This is a genomic window from Lysobacter sp. S4-A87 (genome assembly GCF_022637455.1).
GTDB lineage: Bacteria > Pseudomonadota > Gammaproteobacteria > Xanthomonadales > Xanthomonadaceae > Lysobacter_J.
This window is the reverse complement of the sequence record NZ_CP093341.1, coordinates 1,910,907-1,935,902: the sequence shown is the minus strand read 5'-3', so window position 1 is coordinate 1,935,902 and position 24,996 is coordinate 1,910,907. Positions and strand designations below refer to the sequence as shown.

General features: G+C 67.8%; 17 protein-coding genes and 1 riboswitch. Of the genes, 13 read left to right on the top strand and 4 right to left on the bottom strand.

Going from position 1 to position 24,996, the window contains the following annotated elements:
* Positions 1-3: 3 nt before the first annotated feature.
* The 9 genes from MNR01_RS08745 (at position 4) to MNR01_RS08705 (ending at position 13,826) form a co-directional block, all read left to right on the top strand.
* A complete protein-coding gene (locus tag MNR01_RS08745) occupies positions 4-2,532 on the top strand; it encodes a CehA/McbA family metallohydrolase (RefSeq protein WP_241920505.1) in 2,529 nt (842 codons plus the stop codon).
* A gap of 4 nt (positions 2,533-2,536) precedes the next feature.
* Entirely contained in the window at positions 2,537-4,618 is a 2,082-nt protein-coding gene (locus MNR01_RS08740; RefSeq protein ID WP_241920504.1) for a S9 family peptidase, read from the top strand.
* Positions 4,618-5,793, top strand: coding sequence for a P1 family peptidase (locus tag MNR01_RS08735; protein WP_241920503.1), 1,176 nt, complete (start codon positions 4,618-4,620; stop codon positions 5,791-5,793). Before MNR01_RS08740 ends, MNR01_RS08735 begins: the two co-directional genes overlap by 1 nt.
* 101 nt (positions 5,794-5,894) lie before the next feature.
* Complete coding sequence (locus MNR01_RS08730) at positions 5,895-7,175, top strand: amidohydrolase family protein (RefSeq protein WP_241920502.1); 1,281 nt, start codon at positions 5,895-5,897, stop codon at positions 7,173-7,175.
* A 62-nt stretch (positions 7,176-7,237) separates the two neighbouring features.
* The gene (locus tag MNR01_RS08725) at positions 7,238-8,611 is read left to right on the top strand and encodes an amino acid permease (RefSeq protein WP_241920501.1); all 1,374 of its coding nucleotides are present in this window, start codon (positions 7,238-7,240) and stop codon (positions 8,609-8,611) included.
* Between the two features lie 58 nt (positions 8,612-8,669).
* Positions 8,670-9,866 (top strand): aminomethyltransferase family protein, encoded by a 1,197-nt coding sequence (locus tag MNR01_RS08720; RefSeq protein ID WP_241920500.1) that lies wholly within the window; start codon positions 8,670-8,672, stop codon positions 9,864-9,866.
* A complete protein-coding gene (locus MNR01_RS08715) occupies positions 9,866-11,446 on the top strand; it encodes an NAD(P)/FAD-dependent oxidoreductase (RefSeq protein WP_241920499.1) in 1,581 nt (526 codons plus the stop codon). Before MNR01_RS08720 ends, MNR01_RS08715 begins: the two co-directional genes overlap by 1 nt.
* 133 nt (positions 11,447-11,579) lie before the next feature.
* Positions 11,580-13,100, top strand: coding sequence for an NAD(P)/FAD-dependent oxidoreductase (locus tag MNR01_RS08710; protein WP_241920498.1), 1,521 nt, complete (start codon positions 11,580-11,582; stop codon positions 13,098-13,100).
* Positions 13,101-13,145: 45 nt separating this feature from the next.
* Positions 13,146-13,826: a DUF998 domain-containing protein gene (locus tag MNR01_RS08705; protein ID WP_241920497.1), complete on the top strand. Its 681-nt coding sequence runs from the start codon at positions 13,146-13,148 to the stop codon at positions 13,824-13,826.
* Positions 13,827-13,876: 50 nt separating this feature from the next.
* Here the strand turns inward: MNR01_RS08705 and MNR01_RS08700 are convergent, their stop codons facing one another.
* Complete coding sequence (locus MNR01_RS08700; protein WP_241920496.1) at positions 13,877-14,986, bottom strand: aromatic ring-hydroxylating dioxygenase subunit alpha; 1,110 nt, start codon at positions 14,984-14,986, stop codon at positions 13,877-13,879.
* 143 nt (positions 14,987-15,129) lie between these two features.
* Here MNR01_RS08700 and MNR01_RS08695 point away from each other — a divergent pair, with 143 nt between their 5' ends.
* Entirely contained in the window at positions 15,130-15,750 is a 621-nt protein-coding gene (locus MNR01_RS08695) for a ferritin-like domain-containing protein (RefSeq protein ID WP_241920495.1), read from the top strand.
* A 113-nt stretch (positions 15,751-15,863) separates the two neighbouring features.
* On the opposite strand, the gene btuB is transcribed toward MNR01_RS08695, so the two are convergent.
* The 3 genes from btuB to MNR01_RS08680 all read right to left on the bottom strand — a co-directional run bounded on the left by btuB (position 15,864) and on the right by MNR01_RS08680 (position 19,399).
* Complete coding sequence (btuB, locus tag MNR01_RS08690) at positions 15,864-17,744, bottom strand: TonB-dependent vitamin B12 receptor (protein ID WP_241920494.1); 1,881 nt, start codon at positions 17,742-17,744, stop codon at positions 15,864-15,866.
* Between the two features lie 162 nt (positions 17,745-17,906).
* Positions 17,907-18,127: riboswitch (cobalamin riboswitch) on the bottom strand.
* 397 nt (positions 18,128-18,524) lie between these two features.
* Entirely contained in the window at positions 18,525-18,917 is a 393-nt protein-coding gene (locus MNR01_RS08685) for a TfoX/Sxy family protein (RefSeq protein WP_241920493.1), read from the bottom strand.
* Positions 18,914-19,399 carry a GAF domain-containing protein gene (locus tag MNR01_RS08680; protein ID WP_200608788.1) on the bottom strand — a complete coding sequence of 162 codons (486 nt, stop codon included), beginning with the start codon at positions 19,397-19,399 and terminating at the stop codon, positions 18,914-18,916. Before MNR01_RS08680 ends, MNR01_RS08685 begins: the two co-directional genes overlap by 4 nt.
* Positions 19,400-19,447: 48 nt before the next feature.
* On the opposite strand from MNR01_RS08680, the gene bioD reads away from it, so the two are divergent.
* From bioD to MNR01_RS08665, 3 genes are all read left to right on the top strand, one after another.
* Entirely contained in the window at positions 19,448-20,134 is a 687-nt protein-coding gene (gene bioD / locus MNR01_RS08675; RefSeq protein ID WP_241920492.1) for a dethiobiotin synthase, read from the top strand.
* A 186-nt stretch (positions 20,135-20,320) separates the two neighbouring features.
* Positions 20,321-21,508, top strand: a complete 1,188-nt coding sequence (locus MNR01_RS08670) for an efflux RND transporter periplasmic adaptor subunit (protein WP_241920491.1) — start codon at positions 20,321-20,323, stop codon at positions 21,506-21,508.
* Between the two features lie 9 nt (positions 21,509-21,517).
* Entirely contained in the window at positions 21,518-24,691 is a 3,174-nt protein-coding gene (locus MNR01_RS08665) for an efflux RND transporter permease subunit (RefSeq protein ID WP_241920490.1), read from the top strand.
* Positions 24,692-24,996 lie beyond the last annotated feature (305 nt).

Sequence of the window (24,996 nt, the reverse complement as noted above, 5' to 3'; positions counted from 1 at the left end):
CGGATGCGCGCACGCCGTACGGTCGTCGCCGCCGCATTGCTGCTGGCGGTGGTCGGCGCTGCCTCCGCGGCCGGTCGCGAGCCCGTGCTCAAGCAGGTCGACCTGCCGCACAGCTACTACTGGCGCGAGCTCTATCTGCCACAGCTCACCACCGGCCCGTCGTCGGCAAGCTTCATCGCCGACGGCCAGTCGCTGGTCTACAGCATGGCCGGCTCGCTCTGGCGCCAGCGCATCGGCGACGACGAAGCGGTCGAGCTCACCCACGCGCGTGGGGCGTACGACTACCAGCCCGATGTCGCCCGCGACGGACGCAGCGTCGTGTTCACCCGTTACGACGGCGCCGGGATGGAGCTGTGGCGGCTCGACCTGGCGAGCGGACGTTCGCAGGCGCTGACCAGCGGCGGCGCGGTCAACGTCGAGCCGCGTTTGTCACCGGATGGGAAGCACATCGCCTGGGTGTCGACCCAGGGCACCGGCCATTTCAACCTGTTCATCGCCGACATCGACGGCAGCGGCCTGCACAACGCCAGGCCGTTGCTGGGCGAGCGCCGCAGCACACTGGACCGCTACTACTACTCGCCGGTCGACCACGCGATCAATCCGTCGTGGTCGCCCGATGGCAAGCGCATCGTCTTCGTCGGCAACGCCGAGATTGCCTGGGGCAGCGGCGACCTGTGGTCGGTCAGCCTCAACACGCGCGTCCCGGTGCGCATCCTGCGCGAGGAAACCAGCTGGAGCGCGCGTCCGGAACTGGCGCCCGACGGCAGGCGCCTGCTGTACGCCGGCTACCACGGTCGCCAGACCCACCAGCTGTGGCTGAGCACGCTGGATGGTGCGCCGCCGTTGCCGCTGACCTTCGGCGAAGGCGATCGCCGCAACGCGCGCTGGTCGCCCGATGGTCGCCGCATCGCCTTCATCGGCCAGGATGCGAACGGCAATACCGCCTTGTCGGTGATGGACGTGATCGGCGGCGCGACGCAGCCCGTGGTGGCGAAACAGCGACGCACGCTGGCACCCACCGCGCGCCTGCAGATCCAGGTCCGCGACGGTCGCGGCCGTGACGTGCCGGCGCGCGTGAGCGTGCAGGGCAGCGACGCCCGCGCACAGGGGCCGGCCGATGCCTGGATGCACGCCGACGACGGCTTCGACCGCGCGCTGCAGGCCACCGAGAGCCACTACTTCCACTGCGCTTCGCCCTGCACGCTGGATGTTCCCGCGGGTGCCACCGCGGTGTCCGTGCAGCACGGCTTCGCCCACCTGCCGTGGACGCGCACCATCGACCTGGCCGCGGGCAGCACGACGGCGCTGCGTGCGGACCTGCAGGCCCAGGCGCTGCCGTCCGCTTTCGGCAAGTGGCTCAGCGCCGACCTGCACGTGCACATGAACTACGGCGGGCACTACTTCAACTCGCCCGCGCACCTGGCCATGCAGGCGCGTGCGGAGGACCTCGACGTGGTCGAGAACCTGATCGTCAACAAGGAGCAGCGCATCCCCGACATCGACCACTTCGGTGAGTCGGTGGCGACGGGTCCGGTGCGCATCGCCAACGCCCAGGAATTCCACACCAGCTTCTGGGGCCACCTGGGCCTGCTCAACCTGCGCGACCACTACCTCACGCCGGACTTCAGCGCCTATCGCCACACCGCCATGGCCAGCCCGTACCCGCACAACGGCGTGATCGCCGACCTGGCGCACGCGCAGCAGGGCGTGGTCGGCTACGTGCACCCGTTCGACACCGTGCCCGATCCGGTGAAGGACGCGGTACTGAGCCACCAGCTGCCTGCGGATGTCGCCAACGGCAAGGTCGACTATCTGGAAGTGGTCGGCTTCAGCGATCACAAGGCCACCGCCGCGGTCTGGTACCGGTTGCTGAACCTCGGCTACCGGTTGCCGGCCGGCGCCGGCACCGATGCGATGGCGAACTACGCTTCGTTGCGCGGCCCGGTGGGGATGAACCGCGTGTTCCTCGAGCAGCGCGGCGGCGACGACCTGCTGGCGTCGCTGAAGCAGGGGCACAGCTTCGTCAGCAACGGCCCGCTGCTGGGGCTGCTCGTTGCCGGACGCAAGCCCGGCGACACGCTTGCGTTGTCGGCGCCGGGTCGGGCGAACTACCGGGTCGCGTTGCGTTCGCCGGTCGCGATCGAACACCTGGAGCTGGTCCAGAACGGTCGCGTCGTGAAGCAGTTCGAACTTTACGGCGACCGCCGCAGCTTCGATGCAGAGGGTGACGTCGAGCTGGCACAGGGCGGCTGGCTGCTGCTGCGCGCCTGGAACGACGGCGCCGATCCGCAGGTGCTGGACCTGTACCCGTACGCGACCACCAATCCGGTATGGCTCGACGTTCCCGGCGGGGCGCCGCCGGCACGCGAGGACGCCGCCTACTTCGCCGCCTGGCTCGGCCGGGTGATCGAAGCCGCCGGTGCCCGCGACGACTACAACGACGCCGCAGAAAAACGTGCGACGCTCGACTACCTGCACGCTGCGCAGGCCATCTATCACGCCATCTATTTGGGCAAGGCCGGGGGGAAGTGATCCGATGCTGATGCGACGATGCTGGACCGTGCCTTGCTGGACGGTGCTTTGCCTGGCCGCGACCACGCTGGCTGCGCAGGCCGCGCCGCCGGCGCAGCCCGGTCGCTTCGGCATCGCCGACCTCGACCGCCTGGCCGATGTCGCCGAGCCCGACCTGACTGCCGACGGCACTGCGCTGGCCTACAGCGTGTCCACAGCCAACGTCACCGAGGACCTCACGCAGAGCGACCTCTGGCGCGTGGGCTACGACGGCAGCGGTCGCAAGCAGCTGACCAGCACGCCGAAGAACAGCGAGTCGCGTCCGCTGTGGTCGCCCGATGGCAAGTCGCTCGCCTTCCTGTCGGACGCGCCGGCACCGCGCAAACCCGAGGCGGGCAAGGAAGGCGAGGGCGCGGACGACGAAGAGGACGAGGAGGAGATCAGCCAGGTCTGGCTGATGCCCGCGGCCGGTGGCGCAGCGCGGCGCGTGACCTCGTTCGCCAGCGGTGTTGACGACTACGTCTGGTCGCCCGACGGCAAACGCCTGGCAGTCATCGTGCGCGATCCGGAGCGTGCGGCCGGCGCGCCGGAGCCGAAGAACCCGCCGCCCATCGTCACCACCCGCTACCAGTTCAAGGAAGACGGCACCGGCTACCTCGACGGGCGCCGCACCCATCTGTACGTGGTCGACATCGCCACGGGCCGCGCCGAACAGATCACCTCCGGCGCCCACGACGAACTGCTGCCGGCATGGTCGCCGGACGGCAAGCTGATCGCCTACGTGACCAAGCGCGGCGTCGACCCGGACCGTCACCTCAACTACGACATCTACGTCGTCGAGCCGCGCGCCGGAGCGAAGGAGCGCCAGCTCACCACCTTCAGCGGCGCCGACCTCGACCCTTACTGGGAAACGCGCCCGGCGTGGAGCCCGGACAGCCGCCGCATCGCCTACCTGCAGAGCGGCGAGGACAAATGGATCTACTACGCGCCGTGGCAGCTGGCGGTGGTCGACGTCGCTACCGGCAAGTCGCGCATCGCCGCAGAGATCGACCGCTGCGTGACCAAGCCGCGCTGGTCGCCCGATGGCCGGCACCTCTATGCGCTGGTCGAGCGCAGCCGCGTGACACGCGTGGAGAAGATCGACGCCGACAGCGGCGAGATGACCGAACTGACCCACGGCAATCGCTTCGACTACGACCTGGCGGTGTCGGACAACGACCGCGTGGTGGTGCTCGGCGGCGACGACACCCATCCCTACGAGCTCTCGGCGGTCGAGCCGCAGGGCCTGCGCGCGCTGAGCGACCACAACGCCTTCCTGCGCGAGCGCACGCTGGCCAGCGCTGAACCCATCGCGTTCAAAGTCGATGGCCTCCAGATCGAAGGCCTGCTGGTGAAGCCGGTGGGTTACCAGCCAGGCCAACGTTACCCGACGATCCTGCGGGTGCATGGCGGCCCGGTCTATCAGTTCAGCCACGAGTTCATGGCCGACTGGCAGGTGTATGCCGCACAGGGCTATGCGGTGGTCGCGGTCAATCCGCGCGGCAGTTCCGGTCGCGGTTTCGATTTCGCCCGTGCGATCTACGCCGACTGGGGCAATGTCGACGTCAAGGACGTGGTCGCCGGCGTCGAGCACGTGGTCGGCATGGGCATCGCCGATCCCGAGCGCCTCGGCCTGGGCGGCTGGAGCTACGGCGGCATCCTCACCAATGCCGTGATCGCCCGCGATATGCGCTTCAAGGCCGCCATCAGCGGCGCCGGCGCTTCCAACATGTACGCGATGTACGGCCACGACCAGTACGTGCGCGAGTACACGCTCGAACTGGGCACGCCATGGCAGGACCGCGAGCTGTACGACCGCGCCAGCTACCCGTTCCTGCACGCAGACCGCATCACCACGCCGACGATGTTCCAGTGCGGCGAAGACGACTTCAACGTGCCTTGCCTGGGTGCCGAGCAGATGTACCAGGCGTTGCGCGCACGCAACGTGCCGACGCAACTGGTCGTCTACCCCGGGCAGAACCACCAGTTGACCGTGCCGAGCTATCTCAGCGATCGCCTGGCGCGAAACCTGGCCTGGTACGACCGCTACCTGAAGGAAGCACCGTGATGCGCCGCCTGCTTGCATCGATCACGCTGGCGGCCGCCTGCGCTGCCGCGACCGCCGCCGAACCGCGCGCCCGCGACCTGGGCATCCCGTTCGAAGGCACCCCCGGCACGCTCAACGCGATCACCGATGTCGCCGGCGTCACCGTCGGCCAGGTCACCCTGATCGAGGACCTTGCCGACGGCCACAAGGTGCGCACCGGCGTCACCGCGATCCTGCCGCGCGGCAAGGCCAGTCTCGACACGCCGGTGTTTGGCGGCTGGTTCGCGCTCAACGGCAACGGCGAGATGACCGGCACGGCCTGGATCGACGAGTCCGGTCAGGTCGAAGGCCCGGTGATGCTGACCAACACCCACAGCGTCGGCGTCGTCCGCGATGCGGTGATCGCCGAACGGGTCAAGGCCGGTGGCGCCGACGCCAGCGGCTACTGGTGGTCGCTGCCGATCGTGGCCGAGACCTGGGACGGCCACCTCAACGACATCAACGGTTTCCACGTGAAGCCCGAACACGTCGCGCAGGCGCTGCGCGATGCCCAGGGTGGCCCGGTCGCCGAGGGCAACGTCGGTGGCGGCACCGGCATGATCTGCCACGAGTTCAAGTGCGGCATCGGCACGGCATCGCGCCGAGTCGACAGCGACGGCCACGACTACACCGTCGGAGTTCTGGTGCAGGCCAACTACGGCGTGCGCGATCCGCTGCGCATCGCCGGCGTGCCGGTTGGCCAGTTCCTGCGCGATGACCGCGTCTACACCGATGCGGCCATTACCGGCGACACCGGTTCGATCGTGATAGTCGTCGCCACCGATGCGCCGCTGCTTCCGCATCAGCTCAAGCGCATCGCCAAGCGTGCCGGCATGGGCCTGGCGCGCATGGGCAGCTACGCCGGCAACGGCTCGGGCGATCTGTTCCTCGCCTTCTCCACGGCCAACGCGCCCGCCTCCGGCCCTGGCGCGCTGCACCGGGCGGAGTTTCTCGGCAACGACAACGTCGATGGTCTGTTCGAAGCGACCGTGCAGGCGACCGAGGAGGCCATCGTCAACGCCATGGTCGCCGCACGCGACATGCGCGGCGAAGGCGGGCGCTATGCCAACGCCATCCCGCACGGCCCGCTGCTGAAACTGCTCAAGCGCTACGGCCGCTACCAGACCCCCTCCAGATCCGAAGGCCCGAAACGATGACCAACCCGATCAATCACGCAGCCCGGGCAACCCCGGACTTTCGGGCGCCCAGGGCCCCGGGTGCGCTGCGCTTACCCGGGCTACTCGCGCTCGCACTGGCCATGGCCAGCGCTACCGCAGCTCCTGGCCAGGCCGTGGTGATCCGCGCCGGTCACCTGGTCGATGTCGATGCCGGGCGCGTCCTCAACGACCAGGCCATCCGCATCGAAGGCGAACGCATCACCCGCGTCGAGCCGTACTCGACCGCGACCACAGGCGATGCCCGCGTCATCGACTGGTCGGGTTACACCGTGTTGCCGGGCCTGGTCGACCTGCACACGCACCTGGTCGGCGACATCCAGTCCGACAACGTTGCCGCGCCGCTGATGAGCACCTCCGCGCGCGATGCCCTGGTCGGCGTTCGCAACGCCCGCGATACCCTGCGCGCCGGCTTCACCACCGTGCGTGATGTCGGCACTTACCGCGCCTTCACCGACGTCGCCCTGCGCAATGCCATCAATGAGGGCATCGTCGAGGGGCCGCGCATGTTCGTGGCGGGCACCTACGTCACCGTCAGCCAGGGCGGCGGCGAAGTCACCGGCCTGGCGCCGGACGTGCAGGTTCCGGCCGACATGCGCCGCGGCGTCGCCAACTCCGAAGCGGAGATCCGCCAGCGCGTGCGCGAGCTGATCGCCGGCGGCGCCGATTTCATCAAGCTGATCGCCACCGGTGCGGTCCTGGCCAGCGGTACCGAGCCCGGCGCCCCGGAATACAGCGAGGCCGAGATCCGTGCCGCGGTCGAGGAGGCGGCGCTGCACGGCACCTTCGTCGTCGCCCACGCCCACGGCGCCGAGGGCATCAAGCGCGCAGTCCGCGCCGGCGTGCGCTCGATCGAACACGGCTCCTACCTCGACGACGAGGGCATCGCGCTGATGAAGAAGCACGGCACCTGGCTGGTCGCCGATGTCTACAACGGCGACTACATCGAGGAGATCGGCCGCCGCGACGGCTGGCCGGAAGAAATCCTGCGCAAGAACACCGAGACCACCCAGACCCAGCGCGACGGATTCGCCAAGGCGGTCAAGGCCGGCGTGCGCATCGGCTTCGGCACCGACAGCGGCGTCTACCCGCACGGCCAGAACGCGCGCCAGTTCGCCTACATGGTGCGCAACGGGCAAACGCCGATGCAGGCGATCGGCTCGGCCACGATCAGCGCGGCGAAGTCACTGGGGCGCGATGCGCAGTTCGGATCGGTCGCCGCCGGCAAGTCGGCCGACCTGGTCGCGGTCGCCGGTGACCCGCTGGCCGACATCGAGGTCCTGCGCCGGGTCGAGGCCGTGATGGCACGGGGCAGGCTGGTCTGCGCGGCACCGGATGACAGCTGCAACAAACCCGCGCGTTGAGTACATGATGGCGATGTCGCTCGACGCACCAGCAACTGAACACTGAACAGGGGTAGGAAGGCATGCAGGATCCGCGCGGCACCCAGGCTGGCACGACGCAACTCTCCGGCACGGCCCCCGAACGCAAGCTCGGGTTCTGGATGTGTACCGCACTGGTGGTGGGCAACACGATTGGCATCGGCATCTTCCTGTTGCCGGCGTCGCTGGCGCCGTATGGCTACAGCGCGATGCTTGGCTGGGTCATCACCGTGGTCGGCTGCCTGGCGATGGCACGTGTGTTCGCCCGGCTCGCGCGCGACATGCCCTCGGCCGACGGCCCCTACGGTTACATCCGCGCCACGCTCGGCGAGATCCCTGCGTTCGTGGCGATGTGGTCGTACTGGATCGCGACCTGGATCACCAATGCGGCGATCGCCATCGGCGTGGTCGGTTATCTCGACACGCTGTTCCCGGCATTGCGCGAAGTGCCCGCCTCGCTGCAGGCGGTGACGTTGCTGTGGATGTTCGTGCTGGTCAACCTGCTGGGCGTGCGCGCCGGCGGGCGCGTGCAGATCGTGACGACCGTGCTGAAGCTGCTGCCGATGCTGACGGTGGCCGGACTCGGCATCTGGTTGCTGCTGACCCACCCCTCCAGCTACACCGAAAACCTGCCGACGCAGGCGGTCAGCCTGGCGCCGCTGATGGCGGCTTCCACTATCGCCCTGTTCGCGATGCTCGGTTTCGAATCTGCGGCGGTGCCGGCCGACCGCGTGCGCGACCCGGGCTGGACCATTCCGCGCGCGACCATGGTCGGCACGATGATCACGGCCGTGATCTACCTGGTTGTCTCGTCCGTGCCGCTGTTGCTGATCCCGGCGGCCGAACTGGCGCAATCGAAGGCGCCGTTCTCCGATCTGCTCGATCGCCTGATCGGTGGCGGCTACGGCCGCGCGTTGTCGCTGTTCGTGGTCATCAGCGGCCTGGGTGCATTGAACGGCTGGGTGCTCCTGGTCGGCGAACTGACCCGCACCATCGCCTGCAACGGCGGCCTGCCGGCGTCGTTCTCGCGCAGCAATCGCTTCGGCGCTCCGGCGCTGGCGCTGGTCGCGACCGGCCTGCTCGCCAGCGCGATGATCCTGATGAACTACAGCAAATCGCTGGTGCAGGGCTTTACCTTCATCACCACCGTCGTGACCGCCGCCAACCTGCCGCTGTACCTGTGCTGTGCACTCGCCCTGCTGGTGCTGTGGCGCCGCGGCCAGCGCCCGGCCAACAGCGACATGCTGGTGGTGGCGATCCCGGGCCTGGCGTATGCGACTTTTGCCTTCATCGGCCTTGGCAGCGAGCCGTTCGGCTGGGCTATCGTACTGGCGGCTGCAGGGTTGCCGGTCTACGCCGTCCTGCGCTTGCGCAATGGCGGCGCCAGCCCACTGCTCCCACCCGCCGCGAAGCCCTGAGCCAGTCCACCGCAATCCGATCGACCCCGCAGCACGCAAGCACGCACGCAGGAATCCCATGCTGGAACTCAAACGCACGCCTTTCCACGAGCGCACCTCGCGCCTGTGCCTGCCGCAGAACTGGCGGCGCTGGGCCGGGCACATCGTGGCCGGCTCCTACGACCTGAACCTGGACCGCGAGTACTGGGCGATCCGCGACGGCGTCGCCGCGATCGACGTCTCGCCGCTGATGAAATACATCATCACCGGCCCCGATGCCGCCCGCCTGCTGCACAAGCTGACGCCGCGCGACGTGCAGAAGATGGCAGTCGGCCAGGTCGGCTACACCGGCTGGTGCGACGAAGAAGGCAAGCTGCTCGACGACGGCACGATCTCGCGCCTTGCCGATGACACCTTCCGGCTGACCTCGGCCGAACCGTCACTGCGCTGGCTGTCGATGAACGCCGTCGGCATGGACGTGACGATCACCGAGGTCACCGAGCAGGTCGCCGCACTGAGCCTGCAGGGCCCGAAATCGCGCGCGGTGCTCAACCGCTGCTGCGCCAGGACGCTCGACAAGCTCAAGTACTTCAAGGTGATGGCGAACACGCTGGCCGGCAAGCCGGTGACCATCTCGCGCACCGGTTACACCGGCGACCTGGGTTACGAGATCTGGATCGACAAGGCCGACGCGCTGCACGTCTGGGATGCGCTGATGGAAGCCGGTGGCGACTACGGCATCGTCCCGTGCGGGATCCTGGCAATGGACATGGCCCGCGTCGAGGCCGGCTTGTTCATGATCGACGTCGACTACACCGCCGCCAACCACGCCTGGATCGAAGGGCAGAAGTCGACGCCGCTGGAGATGGGCCTGGACTGGGCCGTGCAGCTCGACAAGCCCGGCTACTTCGTCGGCCGCCGTGCGCTGGAGCGCGAGAAGCGCGAGGGCTCGGCGTGGAAGCTGGTCGGCTTCGAGGTCGACTGGGAAAAGATGGAGCCATTGTTCGCGCGCGTCGGCCTGCCGCCGCAGATTCCCGCCATGGCCGTGCGCGACAGCCTGCCGATGATGCAGGACGGAAAGCAGGTGGGTTACGCCTCGACCAGCACCTGGTCGCCGGTGCTGAAGAAGTACATCGCGCTGGTGCACCTGCAACGTCCGTACTACGAACCGGGCACCGCGCTGACGATGGAAGTCACCGTCGAGCACAAGCGCCTGCAGGCGCCGGGCAAGGTGGTGAAGCTGCCGTTCTACGAGCCGGAGTGGAAGAAGAAGTGATGACCAACCAGTACGACGCCATCGTCATCGGCGCCGGCCACAACGGCCTGATCGCCGCCGCCTACCTGGCGCGCGCGGGCAAGAAGGTGGCCGTTCTCGAACGCCGCGAGGTCGTCGGTGGCGCCGCGGTGACCGCCGAACCGTTCCCCGGCTACCGTTTCAGCCAGTTCTCCTACGTGGTCAGCCTGCTGCGGCCGGAGATCATCCGCGACCTCGAACTGCCAAAGCACGGCCTGAAGATCCTGCCGCTGCCGAGCACGGTCACGCCGATGGACAACGGTGACTACCTGGCCGCGTGGGACGACCACGACCTCACGCGCCAGGAGCTCTACCGCCATTCGCCACGCGACGCGGAAGCCTCCGACGAATACGGCCGGGTGATGGCGCGCGCGGCCAAGGCGATCAAGCCGATCATCGGCCTGGTGCCGCCGGATCCGTCGTCGCTGAGCCTGCGCGACCTCAAGGGCCTGCTCAAGCTCGGCCAGTACGGCAAGAGCCTGTCGGAGAAGGAGCTCTACCAGATCGCCAAGCTGCTGACGCAGTCGGCGGCCGACCTGCTCAACGACTGGTTCGAGTTCGACCCGCTCAAGGGCACCAAGTCGGCCAGCGGCATCATCGGCACCTTCCTCGGCCCGCATTCGCCGGGCACCGCCTACGTGCTGCTGCATCACTACATGGGCGAGATCGACGGCGCCTTCCGCGCCTGGGGCTTCTGCAAGAACGGCAATGGCGGCGTCACCCAGGCGATCGCCAGTTCGGCGCGCGCGCTGGGCGTGGAGATCCGCACCAATGCCGCGGTCGAGCAGGTGGTCGTGCGCGGCGGCCGCGCCTCCGGTGTCGCGCTCGCCAACGGTGACGAGCTGCGCGCCAAGGTGGTGATCTCCGCAGCTGACCCGAAGCGCAGCTTCCTGCAGTTCGTCGAGGGCAAGCACCTTCCAGACGAATTCGTGCAGCAGATCAGGAACTTCCGCGTGCGCGGCTCATCGGGCAAGGTCAACATCGCCTTCAGCGGCTTGCCGGATTTCACCTGCCTGCCGGGCGAAGGTCCGTTGCACCGCGGCGCGGTCTCGATCAGCCCGAGCATGGAGTACATCGAGCGCGCCTACGACGAAGCCAAGTACGGCCAGTTCGCCAAGCAGCCCTACATCGACATGATCTTCCCGTCGATGATCGACCGCGACATGGCCCCGCCGGGCCATCACGTGGCGTCGTGCTTCGTGCAGTACGCGCCGTACGACATCGAGGGCGGCTGGGACGATGCCAAGCGCGATGCCTTCGGCGAGACCGTGATCTCCACCCTCGAGCGCTACGCCCCGGACATCCGCAGCAAGATCGTCGGCAAGCAGGTGATCACGCCCAAGGATATCGAGCAGATCGCCGGCATCACCGGCGGCAACATCTTCCACGGCGAACTGCTGCTGCACCAGCTGTTCTTCCTGCGACCGGCGCCGCAGTGGGCGGATTTCCGCACGCCGCTGCCGGGCTACTACTTCGGCGCCTCCGGTGCGCATCCGGGCGGTGGCGTGATGGGCGCGGCCGGCAAGATGGCCGCGCAGGAAGTATTGAAGGACTGGAAGTGATGGCCGTCCGCCACGACCCGTCGTCCCGGCGAAAGCCGGGACCCATCTTGATCTCGCGGCTTCCGCGAGCATCAACGTCAAAATGGATCCCGGCTTTCGCCGGGATGACGATCCAGAACCAGCAGAAGCAACCATGACGAACACGCGATACGACATCCTCATCGTCGGCGCCGGCCACAACGGCCTGGTCGCGGCGACCTACCTGGCCAGGGCCGGGAAGAAGGTGCTGGTGCTCGAGCAGCGCGACAGCGCCGGCGGGCAGCTGGCCGCAGATGCCTTCGGCGGCAGCACGTTCGACCCGCTGCATGCCGGCGCCCAACTGCGCCCCGACATCGTCAGCGACCTCGGCCTGGCCCGGCACGGCCTGGCCTACGAGGCCGCGACCCCGTACGTGTCGCTGCAGCCGGACGGAAAGCGCCTGCACCTGTCGACCATGCCGGGCGATGCCGCGACGCTCGAATCGATCCGCCAGTTCTCCGCCGCCGACGCCGCGCGCTGGCCGGAGTTCGTGGCCTTCATGGATCGCGCCGCCGCCTTCCTCGACGCCGCCTACTGCACGCCGATGCCGCGCCTGCCGCATGTCGGCCTGGCCGAGGGCTGGCCGCTGGCCAAGCTGGCCTGGACGCTGCGCCGACTGGGCGGTCGCGACATGTTCCGGGTGATCCGGGCGATGTCGATGTCGACGCTGGAGTTCACCGAGGAGTGGTTCGAGTCGGAGCAGCTGAAGGCCGCGATCGCCGCCGTCGGCATCCATGGCCACACGCTTGGTTCGATGTCGGCCGGCACCGGCTACACACTGATGCACAACTGGCTCAACCGCGGTGGCCTCGCACAGCGCGCGGTGGTCGGTGGCAATGGCAAGGTCGCCGGGGCGCTGGTGGCCGCGCTGAAGGCTGCAGGTGGCGAGGTGCGCACCGGTGCTGGCGTTGAACGCATCCTGGTCGATTCGCTGCGCGTGTCCGGCGTGCGCCTGGCGAACGGCGAGGAAATCGCCGCGACCACGGTGCTGTCGGGCGCCGACCCGCGCCGCACGCTGCTGGGCCTGGTTGGCGCGGCCGAACTGCCGCCGGACTTCGTCTGGCAGGTGCAGTCGATCAAGATGCGCGGCGCCGTCGCCAAGGTGCACCTGCTGACCAATGGCAACCATGGCCTGCCGGCCGGGACCCTGGCGTTCGCACCGACCCTGAAGTACCTGGAACGCGCGTACGACGCGGCCAAGTACGGCGAGCTTTCCGCGCAGCCCTACCTGGAAGTCACCACCGCCGGTAATGTCGTCTCCGTCCATGTCCAGTCGGCGCCGTACAAGCTGCGTGGCATGGACTGGGACGATGCCAGGGCGACGATTGAACGCACGGTGATCGCCAGCCTTGCCGAGCAGTTCCCGGCGCTCGAGGCGTCCGTGCATGAAGTGCGCACGCTGACGCCGGTCGACCTGGAGCGCGAGTACGGCCTGACCGAAGGCGACATCAACCACGGCCAGCTGATCCTCGACCAGATGTTCTTCATGCGCCCGCTGCCGGGCTGGTCGAACCACGCCACGCCGGTCGACGGCCTCTACCTGTGCGGCAGCGGCAGTCATGGCGGCGGCGGCATCAGCGGCGCGCCCGGACGCAATGCGGCGCAGGCAGTGTTGAAGGCCAAGCCGGTGGCGTAGAGTCGGAGGTGGCCGCGAATTCGCGGCCGCCTCGTTGGCACAGTCATGAAGGCGACGGGCCCCGTCGATACCGCAGTCCGAAGGAAGCAGGGCGGCTTCCTCGATGGTGTCGTGCGGCAGCGGTCCGGGTTGATCTGCCTGATGGCCGTGATCGCATTCCTGTCGACCTGCATCGTGCTGCAGTGGCTGCGCACCGACCTGGACTGGCGCCAGGATCCGCTGAGCGCCTACCTCAAGGGTCCGTATGGCGGCTGGCTGCGGATGGCCTACTACGCGCTCAGCATGGCGCTGATGCTGCTCGGTGCCGGGCTGTACCGGGTGCTGCAGCCGCAGGCGCGCAGTGCCGTGCCGGCGTTCCTGCTGGCCCTTGCCGGAATCGCGCTGGCGCTGACCGCGATCTCCGAGACCGATCTTCCGCTGCTCGACCACGACCAGGAAAACCAGCTGCATCGGCTCGCCGCGCTGACCACCTTCCTGAGCGTGACGCTGGCGATGATGGTGCAGTCCTGGCGCTTCCACTACGACGAGATCTGGCGCGTGCACGTGGCATGGGCGTTGCCCTGGGCGGTGGCCACTTTCATCGCGCTGTGGATCTACGCGTACTGGCACGGCATGCCAGAGGGCCTTCGGCAGAAGACCGTGATCTCGATGATCCTGCTGTGGCTGGGCACTGCGGCGTCTTGGTTGCGACGGGTGCAACTGGTGCGGGTGCGCGAGGGAGCGTAGCCCGGTGATGCGCATCCCGGGTGCGCTTCGCTTACCCGGGCGACGGGTGGTCAGACGGCTGCGCTCAGGTCCTGGTGCAGCAAGCGGTGGAACAGATGCTCACCGGCCTCGCGCCGCACCGACAGGCGCCCGGTCGAATAGGCGCGCGAATGCAAGCCGCGCTGCACCGACTTGCAGATCGCCATGTCCTCGTCCTGGATCTGCTGGCCGACATCGACGCTGGCGCGGTTGCGTGCATATGCGGCCTCCGAGACATCGTCGAACCAGAAATCGAAGATCACCTCGGTCTGGTTGACGCCCAGCGGCAGCACGAGGTTGGTGTCCATCATGCCCTCGTACCAGTTGATCATCAGGTTCGGGTGCATCCAGTAGTAGAGCGCGCGGTCGCCCTTGCGCACCGCGGCGTAGTCTTCCTGCGCCTTGGCCGTGGTCAGCGGGCTCGACTGCAGGCAGAAGCGGCCGCCGTTCTCGATGGTGTAGTTCTTGTAGTCGAGGACGCTGTCCAGGCCCTTGTGCAGGTGCGGGACGTGGTAACCGCCGTCGAGGTAGTTGTCGACGAACACCTTCCAGTTGCAGTCGAACAGGTAATGGCGGCGTTCGAAGAAGTGCAGCTTCGACAGCTGCAGCGGGCGGATCTGCTCGATCAGGTCGACGCCGAGGAATTCCTCCAGGCTCGGCCCCTGCGCGTCCAGGCGCACGAACACCCAGTTCTCCCAGACCGCGGTGGCCACCGGCGCCAGCCCGTGCTGCGAACGGTCGAAGTGGCATTCGCTGTTGAAGCTAGGCGTGCCCTTGAGTGCGCCCTCCAGCGTGTAGGTCCAGCCGTGGTAAGGGCAGCGCAGGTTCTGCGCACAGCCTGACGCCTCGGTCATCACCGCCGCGGCATGGTGGCGGCAGACGTTGAAGAAGCCGCGCAACTCGCCGTCGCTGCCGCGCACGACCAGGATGGGTTCGCCGGCGATCTCGCAGGTGACGTACTGCCCGGGTTCGCGCAGCTGGTCCAGGCGCCCGGCCATCTGCCAGGAGCGCGAAAACGTCGTGCGCTTCTCGCGCTCGCTGATGCGCTCGTCGACGTACCAGGAGGCGGGAATCGTCGATGCCTCCGCCAGCGGCAACGTCGGATCGTACTGGCCCAGCAGATCTGCTACGGATGGATTCATTCGACTCGCCCCGGTGCGCCCCCGCCAAGATTTGCCCGCGCCGCCGGTGGTGTCAATGCACCACCGAGCGAAATTTCCACCTGCGGTTAACACCAGGGCGACTACAGGTGGATCTCTTCAAACCCGCAACCGGAGTCCCGGCAATGGCCAGGAAAGCAACGATCGAACAGGACCAGGTCAATGAACTGCTGTACCAGGCACTGGAGACCGAACTGGGCGGCATCAAGATCTACGAAGCCGCCATCGGCTGCGCCGTCAACGAGGACTTGCGGGAGGAGTGGCAGGAGTACCTGGAAGAGACGAGAACGCATCGCAAGGTCCTGCTGGCCGTGTTCGAACAATTGGGGCTCGATCCCGACACCCGGTCACCCGGCCGCGAAGTCGTGGGACACATCGGCAAATCCCTGGTCGCGGCCATGACCATGGCGCGCGAGAGCGGCGACCCCACGGCCGCCGAACTGGTGGCGACCGAGTGCGTCGTACTGGCCGAAACAAAAGACCATCACAACTGGGAGCTGATCGGGCAGATTGCCGATCACACCACCGGCGACCTGGCGCGCGTGCTCAAGCAGGCGTACGAGGCAGTCGAGAAGGACGAGGACCATCACCTCTACCACACCAAGGGCTGGAGCCGGGAGCTGTGGCTGCAGTCACTGGGTATCCCAGCGGTGCTGCCGCCGCCGGAAGAGGTCAAGCAGGTCGAGACCGCGATCGGCGCGGCACGTGCCGAGAAGGCGCGCGAATCGATGCCGAAGAAGCACTGATTGGAAGCGGACCCGGGATCGACGCGCGCAAACCCGGGTGCGCTGCGCTTGCCCGGGCTACGAAAAGAAAGGGCCCGGCATGCCGGGCCCTTCGATCGCACGGGTGCAGCGACTCAGTTCACCGGCGCATAGCGCAGTGTCAGGAACCACTCGCGACCGGGCTGGTTGTAGAACGCCGCGGTCTCGTAGTCGCGGTCAAACACGTTCGCCACGCGCGCCTGCACGGTCAGGTCGCGGGTGAGGGCGTACTCGGCGCGCAGGTCGAGCGTGCCGTAGCCACCGAGGCGGCGGGTGTTGGCGACGTCGTCGTAACGCGAACCTTCACCGACCGCGGTCACGCCGATGCGGAACGCACCGAAGGCACGGTCCACGTCGAGGCGTGCGCTGTTCTTCGCACGACGGGCCAGGTCGTTGCCCTCGTAGAAGCCACGGCGGTTCTCGGTGTCCAGGTAGCTGATCGCACCGTTGATGGTCCAGTCGGCGATGGTGGCATCGGCCGACAGCTCGGCACCCTGCATGCGCGCCTTCTCGACGTTGTTGGGCAGGTTGATCGCCGAATCGAACGCGATCAGGTCGTCGACGTCGGTGCTGAAGGTGTCGAGGTGCACGTTGAAGCCGTCACCCAGGTAGGCCAGGCCCAGTTCCCAGGTCTCGGAGTCTTCCGGACGCAGGTTGGCGTTGCCGAAGAACGGGTAGTACAGCTCGTTGAACGTCGGCGCCTTGAACGCGCTGCCGTAGCCGGCGGTGACGCGCCAGTTGTCGGCGAACACCAGGCCCCAGGCCGCGCCACCGGTGGTGTGGCCGCCGAACTGCTCGTTGTCGTCGCGGCGCACGCTGGCCTCGAGCGACTGCGCGCCGAACTTGCCCTGGTACTGCACGAACGCGGCCTTGTTGTCGCGCTTGTCCTCGTCGTACTGCGTGGTGCCTTCGACGCTGTCGTTGAGCCAGTCCAGGCCGACGCTGACCAGCTGGTTGGGGGCGATGCCGAAGTCGCCCTGCAGCGTGGCGCTGTCGCGGTTGGTGCTGAAGAAGTCGAGGTAGGTATCGCCGAGGAAGTTGTCGGACGAGTCGACGTTGCGGCCGGCGGTCAGGTGGACGTCGACGCGGTCGGACGGATGCCAGCGCAGCTTGCCGCCGATGACCTGCTGGACGGTTTCGGCACGGTCGGTGAAGTCGCCGTCGAACTCGTTGTCGCCTTCGTTGCGCAGGGCGTGGCCTTCCAGGGTCCACTGCTCGCCCAGGTGGATGCCGCCGCGCAGCGACAGGGCATCCTTCTCGTAGCCGTCGCGGTCGGGCTGCGAGTCCAGGGCGATGAAGCAGCCTGCGCCGTCGAAGGTGGCCGGGTCGAAGAAGCCGTTGCAGGCGTTGATGCCACTGGTGCGGGTGTGCTGGTAGTCGGCACCGAACCAGCCGCGGTCGGTGCCGCCGCCGAAGCCGACGCCGTAGCCGAGGGTGTCGTTGCTGCCGCCGTCGAACCGGACCCGCGGCGCGAAGCCCTGCTTGTCGCGGCGGGTGAATACCTGGATCACGCCGCCGATGGCGTCGGCGCCGTACAGGCTCGAACGCGGGCCGCGGACGATCTCGACGCGGTCGATCATTTCGATCGGGAGGTCCTGGAAGGCGGTCAGGCCGGAGGTGGCCGAGCCGACGCGGATGCCGTCGACGAGCACCAGTACGTGGTCGGATTCGGCGCCGCGCAGGAACAGCGTGGTGAGCTTGCCGCTGCCGCCCTGGTTGGACATCGAGATGCCGGCGCGGCCGCGCAGCAGGTCGGGCAGGGAGCGTGCCTGGCTGAGGCGGATCTGTTCGGCGTCGATGACTTCGACCGGTGCCAGTGCGTCGTTGACGCTGATCGCGGTGCGGTTGGCGGTGACGATGACCTGGTCGAGGTCGGTGGCGGCCGCGGTGTCCTGTGCTTGGGCGAGGACGGGTGCGGCGAGCAGGCACGCGACGGCGAGGTGCACTGCCATCGACATCGGGTTACGCAATTGCATCGAGGGTTCTCCAACGCACGGCTCGTGCCGTGACGGGCAACTGGGAATGTCGCGAGGAGAGTGCACGGGGCTGCGGTGTGGGCGCACGGCGCCAACGTCGCCGCCGCGATGCCCTCCGCATCGCAACCAGGGGTGGGCCGGCGCCGTACAGTTCTGTACGGGCGCGTGTCCCTGCTTCCAGGCCGGTCTCCGGACTCGCGAGTGGAGGGCTGTGCTCTCCGGCGCCGCGCCTTCCCGTGTCATGCACAGTGGCGGTTGCAGCGCTTGTACTCGCTTACCGTTGCGGGGGCAGTGCCGGAATGGTCCCTGCGGGGATGTCACCGGCTTCCCGTTTCAACCCGCCGGCAGGACGCCGCCGGGTCACCTCGAAGCGGGGCGCAGTCTACGCGATAAGGCTGGTGCTGCCCAAATAACCATCGCGCCGACGTCGCAAACGTGTGGCGTTTCGTTCCCGGCTGAGGCTTTCGTCTTCGGGGCGGCGCCGTCCGGCGGGCCGGGGATTGCTCCGCCCCTTCGTCGGACATCCTGTCCGAAGGCGGGGCGTGGGCCATCCATGGCCCACTGCTGCGCAATCCCCGACCCGCCGGACGACGCTTCGGCAATTGATTGCCCGGTCTGCGGACGGTGAATGGATCCCGGCATTCGCCGGGATGACGGAGATGAGGTCGTCATCCCCGCGAAGGCAGGATCCAGGGGCGTAGCCCGGGTAAGCGAAGCGCACCCGGGAAAGCCGGACGCGTCCCCGGTTGCGGCCCTTGCCCTTACCCGGGTGGCAAAACCTCAGTCCCGCTCCGCCGGCTCGTCCAGCAGCGACGGCATGGCCATCGTCGGCTCTTCGGCGATCTGCGTCGTCGTCACCGGGCCCGCGGGCGGGCGGTAGCGCGGCGGCGGCAGCAGGGCGATCGCCGCTTCGGTCGCAGCGATCAGTTCGCCGCGGCGTTCGTCGGGAATCTCCTGCCAATGGCAGTCCTGCAGCGCGCCTTCGATGGCGTACAGCAGGTTCAGCGTCGGCTTGAAGCCGGCGCGCTTGACCCGCATGAACGCCTCGACCGTGCCGACCGCGGCCAGGTCCTCGCGCGAGCGCAGCCCTACCTGGCGCAACCAGGCCGCCGACTTGGGACCGATGTTGCGCAGCTTGTCTGCGCCTTTTTCCCCGCTCTTACCGATATTCATGCCAGCGACTCCACGAAGGCCTGGGCAATCGCTTCCAGGCCGCGCTGGTCGTCGGCATCGAAGCGGTCGAAGTGCGGGCTGTCCAGATCGAACACGCCGATCAGCTGGCCATCCCCCCCCACAAGTGGCACGACCAGTTCGGAGTTAGACGCAGAATCGCACGCAATGTGGCCAGGGAAGGCGTGGACGTCGGCGATCCGCTGGGTCTGGCGGGTGGTCGCGGCGGCCCCGCAGACGCCCTTGTCGAGGGGAATCCGGATGCAGGCGGGCAGGCCCTGGAACGGGCCGACCACCAGTTCGGTGCCATCGAACAGATAGAAGCCGACCCAGTTCAGGCCCGGCAGCGAGTGGTAGACCAGGGCCGACAGGTTGGCGGCATTGGCCACGCGGTCGCGTTCGCCATGCACCAGCGCCCGCGCCTGCTCGAGCAACTGTGCGTACTGTTCGGGCTTGGGCCCGCTTAGACTTTCGCTGGTGAACATAAATGCCTCTTTCCCGCAGTCTACCAGCGTGCGGCCCGGGGGCCGGCGATGAACAGGCCCGATGGCCGCGGATGGTTCGTCACCGGCACTGACACCGGCATCGGCAAATCCCTGGCGAGTGCGACCCTGCTGCACGCGCTGCGCGCGCGCGGCCTGCGGGCGGTCGGGATGAAGCCGCTCGCCAGCGGCTGCGAGGTCACCGCCGACGGTCTGCGCAACGAAGACGCGCTGCTGCTGCAGGCGGCCAGCGAGCCGCGCCCGGCCTATGACGACGTCAATCCCTATGCGCTGCTGCAACCGCTGGCGCCGGAGCTTGCCGCTGCCGATGCCGGCGTGACGGTGCGGCTGCAGCCGATCCTGGAGGCGCACGCGCGGCTGTCGGCGATGGCCGATGCCGTGGTGGTGGAAGGCGTGGGTGGCTGGGCCGCGCCGCTGTCGGCCGATCTCGACCAGGCCGACCTGGTGCGCGCGCTGGATTTGCCGGTGGTGATGGTGGTCGGCCTGCGCCTGGGCTGCATCAACCATGCGCGACTGACCGCGCGCGCGATCGCTTCGGATGGACTGAATCTGGTCGGCTGGATCGGCAACGACATCGATCCGCACATGGCGCGCGCCGACGACAACTTCACACTGCTACGGCATCGCTTGCCGATACCGTGCTGGGGACGCTTGCCGTTCCGCGACCGGCCCGATCCGTCCGCGCTCGCACACCTGCTGGCGCCGGCCGGCGCTTGAACCAGTGTTTGAACCGGCGCTTGAAGCGGCCGGCACTGCGTCTTCTTGTGCCTGATCCGGCCTGATCACCCTTCGCGTGACTTCTGGGGGGTGGGCGGAAAACTCAGAATGCTAGACTGGGCGGTATAGGAATTAAACCAATCTGAGCATCATCGCTCGTACATGACGGAACCGGAGTCCTCCCCCATGGTCAAGAACCCGCGCTCGGTGGCAATGGCCGCCGCGTTGGCCCTCGCACTCACCGCCTGTGGCGGCAAGGATCAGGCACAGGGGGGCGGCATGCCTCCTCCGGAAGTTGGCGTCGTCAAGCTGCAGCCCGGCAACGTGCCGCTGCAGAAGGACCTCGTCGGCCGCCTGGCCGCGTTCCGCAGCGCCGACGTGCGTGCCCGCGTGCCGGGCGTGCTCAAGCAGCGCCTGTACGCAGAAGGCACCGACGTGAAGGCGGGGCAGGTGCTGTTCCAGATCGATCCTGACCAGCTGCAGGCATCGACGGGCCAGTCGCAGGCCGCGCTCGCGGCAGCGGAGGCGAGCTACGCCAACGCCAAGGCCGCCGCCGATCGCGCCCGCCGCCTGGCACCGCAGAAGTTCGTTTCGCAGTCCGATCTCGACAACGCCCTGGCCGCCGAGCGCAGCTCCGCCGCGGCGGTGAAGCAGGCGCAGGCAGCGCTCGCCGACGCCCGCATCAACCTGGGCTACGCCACCGTGCGCGCACCGATCAGCGGTCGCGCCGGCAAGCAGCAGGTCACCGAGGGCGCGCTGGTCGGCCAGGACACGGCGACGCTGCTGACCACCGTCGACCAGATCGATCCGCTGTACGTGAACTTCTCGGTCAGCGTCACCGAACTCGAGCAGATCCGCCGCGCCCGCACCGGCGCCGGCACCGGCGAGGGCCAGGTCGAGGTGATCCTGCCCGACGGCAGCACGTACCAGCGCACCGGCACGATGGACTTCTCCGGCGACGTGGTCGATCCGGCCACCGGCGCAATCGCGATGCGCGCGCGCATCCCCAACCCGGACAAGAACCTGCTGCCCGGCACCTACGTGACGCTGAAGGCGACGCTTGGCGAGCAGGCCAACGCCTACCTCGTGCCGCAGGTCGGCCTGCTGCGCGATGCCAAGAGCGCGTACGTGCTGGTGGTCGGCAGCGACGGCAAGGTCGCGCGCAAGGACGTCACCACCGATCGCCTGCAGGGCGACAGCTGGGTCGTGAGCAACGGCCTGGCCGCTGGCGACCAGGTCATCGTCTCGGGCATCCAGCGCGCAACGCCGGGCCAGCCGGCGAAGGCCGCGCCGGTCGCCGCTGACGGCAAGCCTGCCCAGGACGCCAAGCCTGCCGCCAAGCCTGCCGCCGAGGCGCAGGCAAACAAGGACTGATCCCCTGCCATGTCCAGATTCTTCATCAACCACCCGGTTTTCGCCTGGGTCATCGCGATCCTGATATCGCTGTGCGGCGTGCTGGCGATCTTCAACCTCGGCGTCGAGTCGTATCCGAGCATCGCCCCGCCGCAGGTCACCGTGTCGGCGTCGTATCCGGGCGCGAGCGCGGAAACGGCTGAAGGCGCGGTCACGCAGGTGATCGAGCAGCAGCTGACCGGCATCGACAACCTCGTCTACTTCAACTCGTCGTCGAGTTCGAGCGGCGGTTCCAACATCACCCTGACGTTCGCGCCGGGCACCGACCCGGACATCGCCCAGGTGCAGGTGCAGAACAAGGTCGCCCTGGCCACGCCGCGACTGCCGACCGAAGTGACCCAGCAGGGTGTGGTGGTGGCCAAGGCCAACGCCGGCTTCCTGATGGTGGTCGCACTGCGCGCCGACAGCGAACGCTTCGATCGCGACAGCCTCAGCGACATCATCGGTTCGCGCGTGCTTGACCAGATCGCGCGCGTGCCGGGCGTCGGCAGCACCCAGCTGTTCGGCAGCGAATACGCCATGAACATCTGGCTGAACCCGGACAAGCTGCGCGGCTTCGGCCTGTCGGCGACGCAGGTGCTGACCGCCGTGCGCGGCCAGAACGTGCAGTTCGCCGCCGGCAAGATCGGCGCCGACCCGGCACCGGCCGGGCAGGCGTTCACCGCGACGGTGTCGGCCGAAGGCCGCTTCAGCACGCCCGAGCAGTTCGGCAACATCATCCTGCGCACCAACACCGACGGCACCAGCGTGCGCCTGAGGGACGTGGCACGCATTGGCCTGGGCGCGACCTCCTACGGCTTCGACAGCCGCTGGGACGGCAAGCCGGCCGCCGGATTCGCCATCCAGCTGGCGCCGGGCGCCAACGCGCTGGGCGTGGCCGAGGCCGTGTACAAGCGCATGGAAGAGCTGCAGAGCACCTTCCCGCCGGGCGTGAACTGGTTCTCGCCGTATGACAGCTCGACCTTCGTCTCGGTCTCGATCAAGGAAGTGATCAAGACCCTGTTCGAAGCGATCGTGCTCGTCTTCCTGGTGATGCTGATCTTCCTGCAGAACCTGCGCGCGACGCTCATCCCGACCCTGGTCATCCCGATCGCGCTGCTCGGCACGTTCCTGGGCATGTACTTCATCGGCTTCACGATCAACCAGCTCAGCCTGTTCGGCATGGTGCTGGCGATCGGCATCGTGGTCGACGACGCGATCGTGGTGATCGAGAACGTCGAACGCATCATGACCGAGGAAGGCCTGTCGCCGAAGGCGGCCACGCGCAAGTCGATGAGCCAGATCAGCGGCGCGGTCGTGGCGATCACCGTGGTGCTGGCGGCGGTGTTCATCCCGTCGGCGTTCCAGGGCGGCTCGGCCGGCGAGATCTACAAGCAGTTCGCCATCACCATTGCGATGGCGATGTTCTTCTCGGCGTTCCTGGCACTGGGCTTCACTCCGGCGCTGTGCGCGACGCTGCTCAAGCCGACCGCCGACCACCACCGCGACAACTTCGTCTTCCGCAACTTCAACAAGTTGTACGACAAGGTCAGCAGCACCTACATCGGCCACATCGGCGGCGCGATCAAGCACACGCCGCGCTGGATGATGGTGTTCGGCCTGCTGGTGGTGCTGTGCGGATTCCTGTTCACGCGCATGCCGGGCAGCTTCCTGCCCGAGGAAGACCAGGGCTATGCGATCGCCCTGATCGGCCTGCCTCCGGGCGCTTCGATCACGCGCACCAACGCCGTGCTCGACCAGGTCCGCGAGACCATGCAGAAGCAGGACGGCTTCGACGGTATCTTCCAGGTTTCCGGCTTCAGCTTCGTCGGCCAGGGCGAGAACGTCGGCATCGCCTTCATCCGCCTCAAGCCGTGGGAGGATCGCAAGGTCACCGCCAGCGAGTTCATCCAGAACGCCAACATGGCGCTGTATGGCATCCGCGATGCGCAGATCTTCGTGATCAACCTGCCCACGGTCAGCGGCCTGGGCCAGTTCGGCGGTTTCGACATGTACCTGCAGGACCGTGCGGGCAAGGGCCGTGACGCGCTGGCAGAGGCGCGCAACACGCTGCTGGGCAAGGCCAACCAGAACCCGGCGCTGACCGCGGTGCGCCCGAACCAGCTCGAGGAGGCGCCGCAGCTCAAGCTCGACGTCGATCGCGTGCAGGCGCAGTCGATGGGCCTGTCGGTGTCGGACATCTACAACTCGATCCAGCTGATGCTGGCGCCGGTGTACGTCAACGACTTCGTCGACTCCGGCCGCGTCAAGCGCGTGACCATGCAGGCCGATGCGCCGTACCGCACCGGCCCGGGTTCGCTGGCGAACTTCTACACGCCCAGCCCCAATGGCGATGCCGACGACACCGATCCCAACGGCGCGATGATTCCGTTGTCGAACGTGGTCAAGAGCCACTGGATCACCGCATCGCCGTCGCTGACCCGTTACAACGGTTACTCGGCAGTGGAGATCGTCGGTTCGCAGGCGCCGGGCCACAGCTCGGGCGAGGCGATGAACGAGATGCAGAAGATCGTCGAGGAGGACCTGCCGGAAGGTTTCGGTTATGACTGGACGGGCCAGTCTTACCAGGAAATCCTCTCGGGCAACCAGGCGCCTGCGCTGCTGGCGTTGTCGATCCTGGTGGTGTTCCTGTGTCTGGCGGCGTTGTACGAGAGCTGGTCGGTGCCGGTGGCGGTGTTGCTGGTGGTGCCGCTGGGTGCGCTGGGCGCGGTGCTGTTCTCGCTGATGCGTGGCCTGCCCAACGACATCTACTTCAAGATCGGCCTGATCACGGTGATTGGCCTGGCGGCGAAGAACGCGATCCTGATCGTCGAGTTCGCGATCGAGCAGCGCCAGCATGGCAAGACGCTGCGCGAGGCGACGATCGAGGCGGCGCACCTGCGCTTCCGTCCGATCCTGATGACGTCGTTCGCTTTCATCATGGGCGTGTTCCCGCTGGCCATCTCCAGCGGCGCGGGCGCCAACTCGCGCCATGCGATCGGCACGGGTGTGATCGGCGGCATGATCTTCGCTACGTTCCTGGGTCTGCTGCTGATCCCGGTGTTCTACGTGGCGGTGCGCCGTGTGCTGGGCGACAAGCTCGACGAGAAGCCGGTGCTGGTCCACGACGACGAAGAAGAGCCGCTGACGCGACCGGCGACCTGATCGCTGCACGCACTGCGAATGAAAACAGCCCGCCAATTGGCGGGCTGTTTGTTTTTGGCGTCTTCAGCTTGAGCCCCAGTGTCGTTCCCCTGCGGCGCACGCTGTGGTCGCCCAGTCTGCGGAGTGGCGTCGTCCGCCGGGCCGGGGATTGCTCCGCCCCTTCGTCGGACATCCTGTCCGAAGGCGGGGCGTGGGCCATCCATGGCCCACTGCTGCGCAATCCCCGACCCGGCGGACGACGCTTCGGCAATTCATTGCCAGGTCTTCGGTGGCGCTCACCCCAACCCCTCTCCCGTAAACGGGAG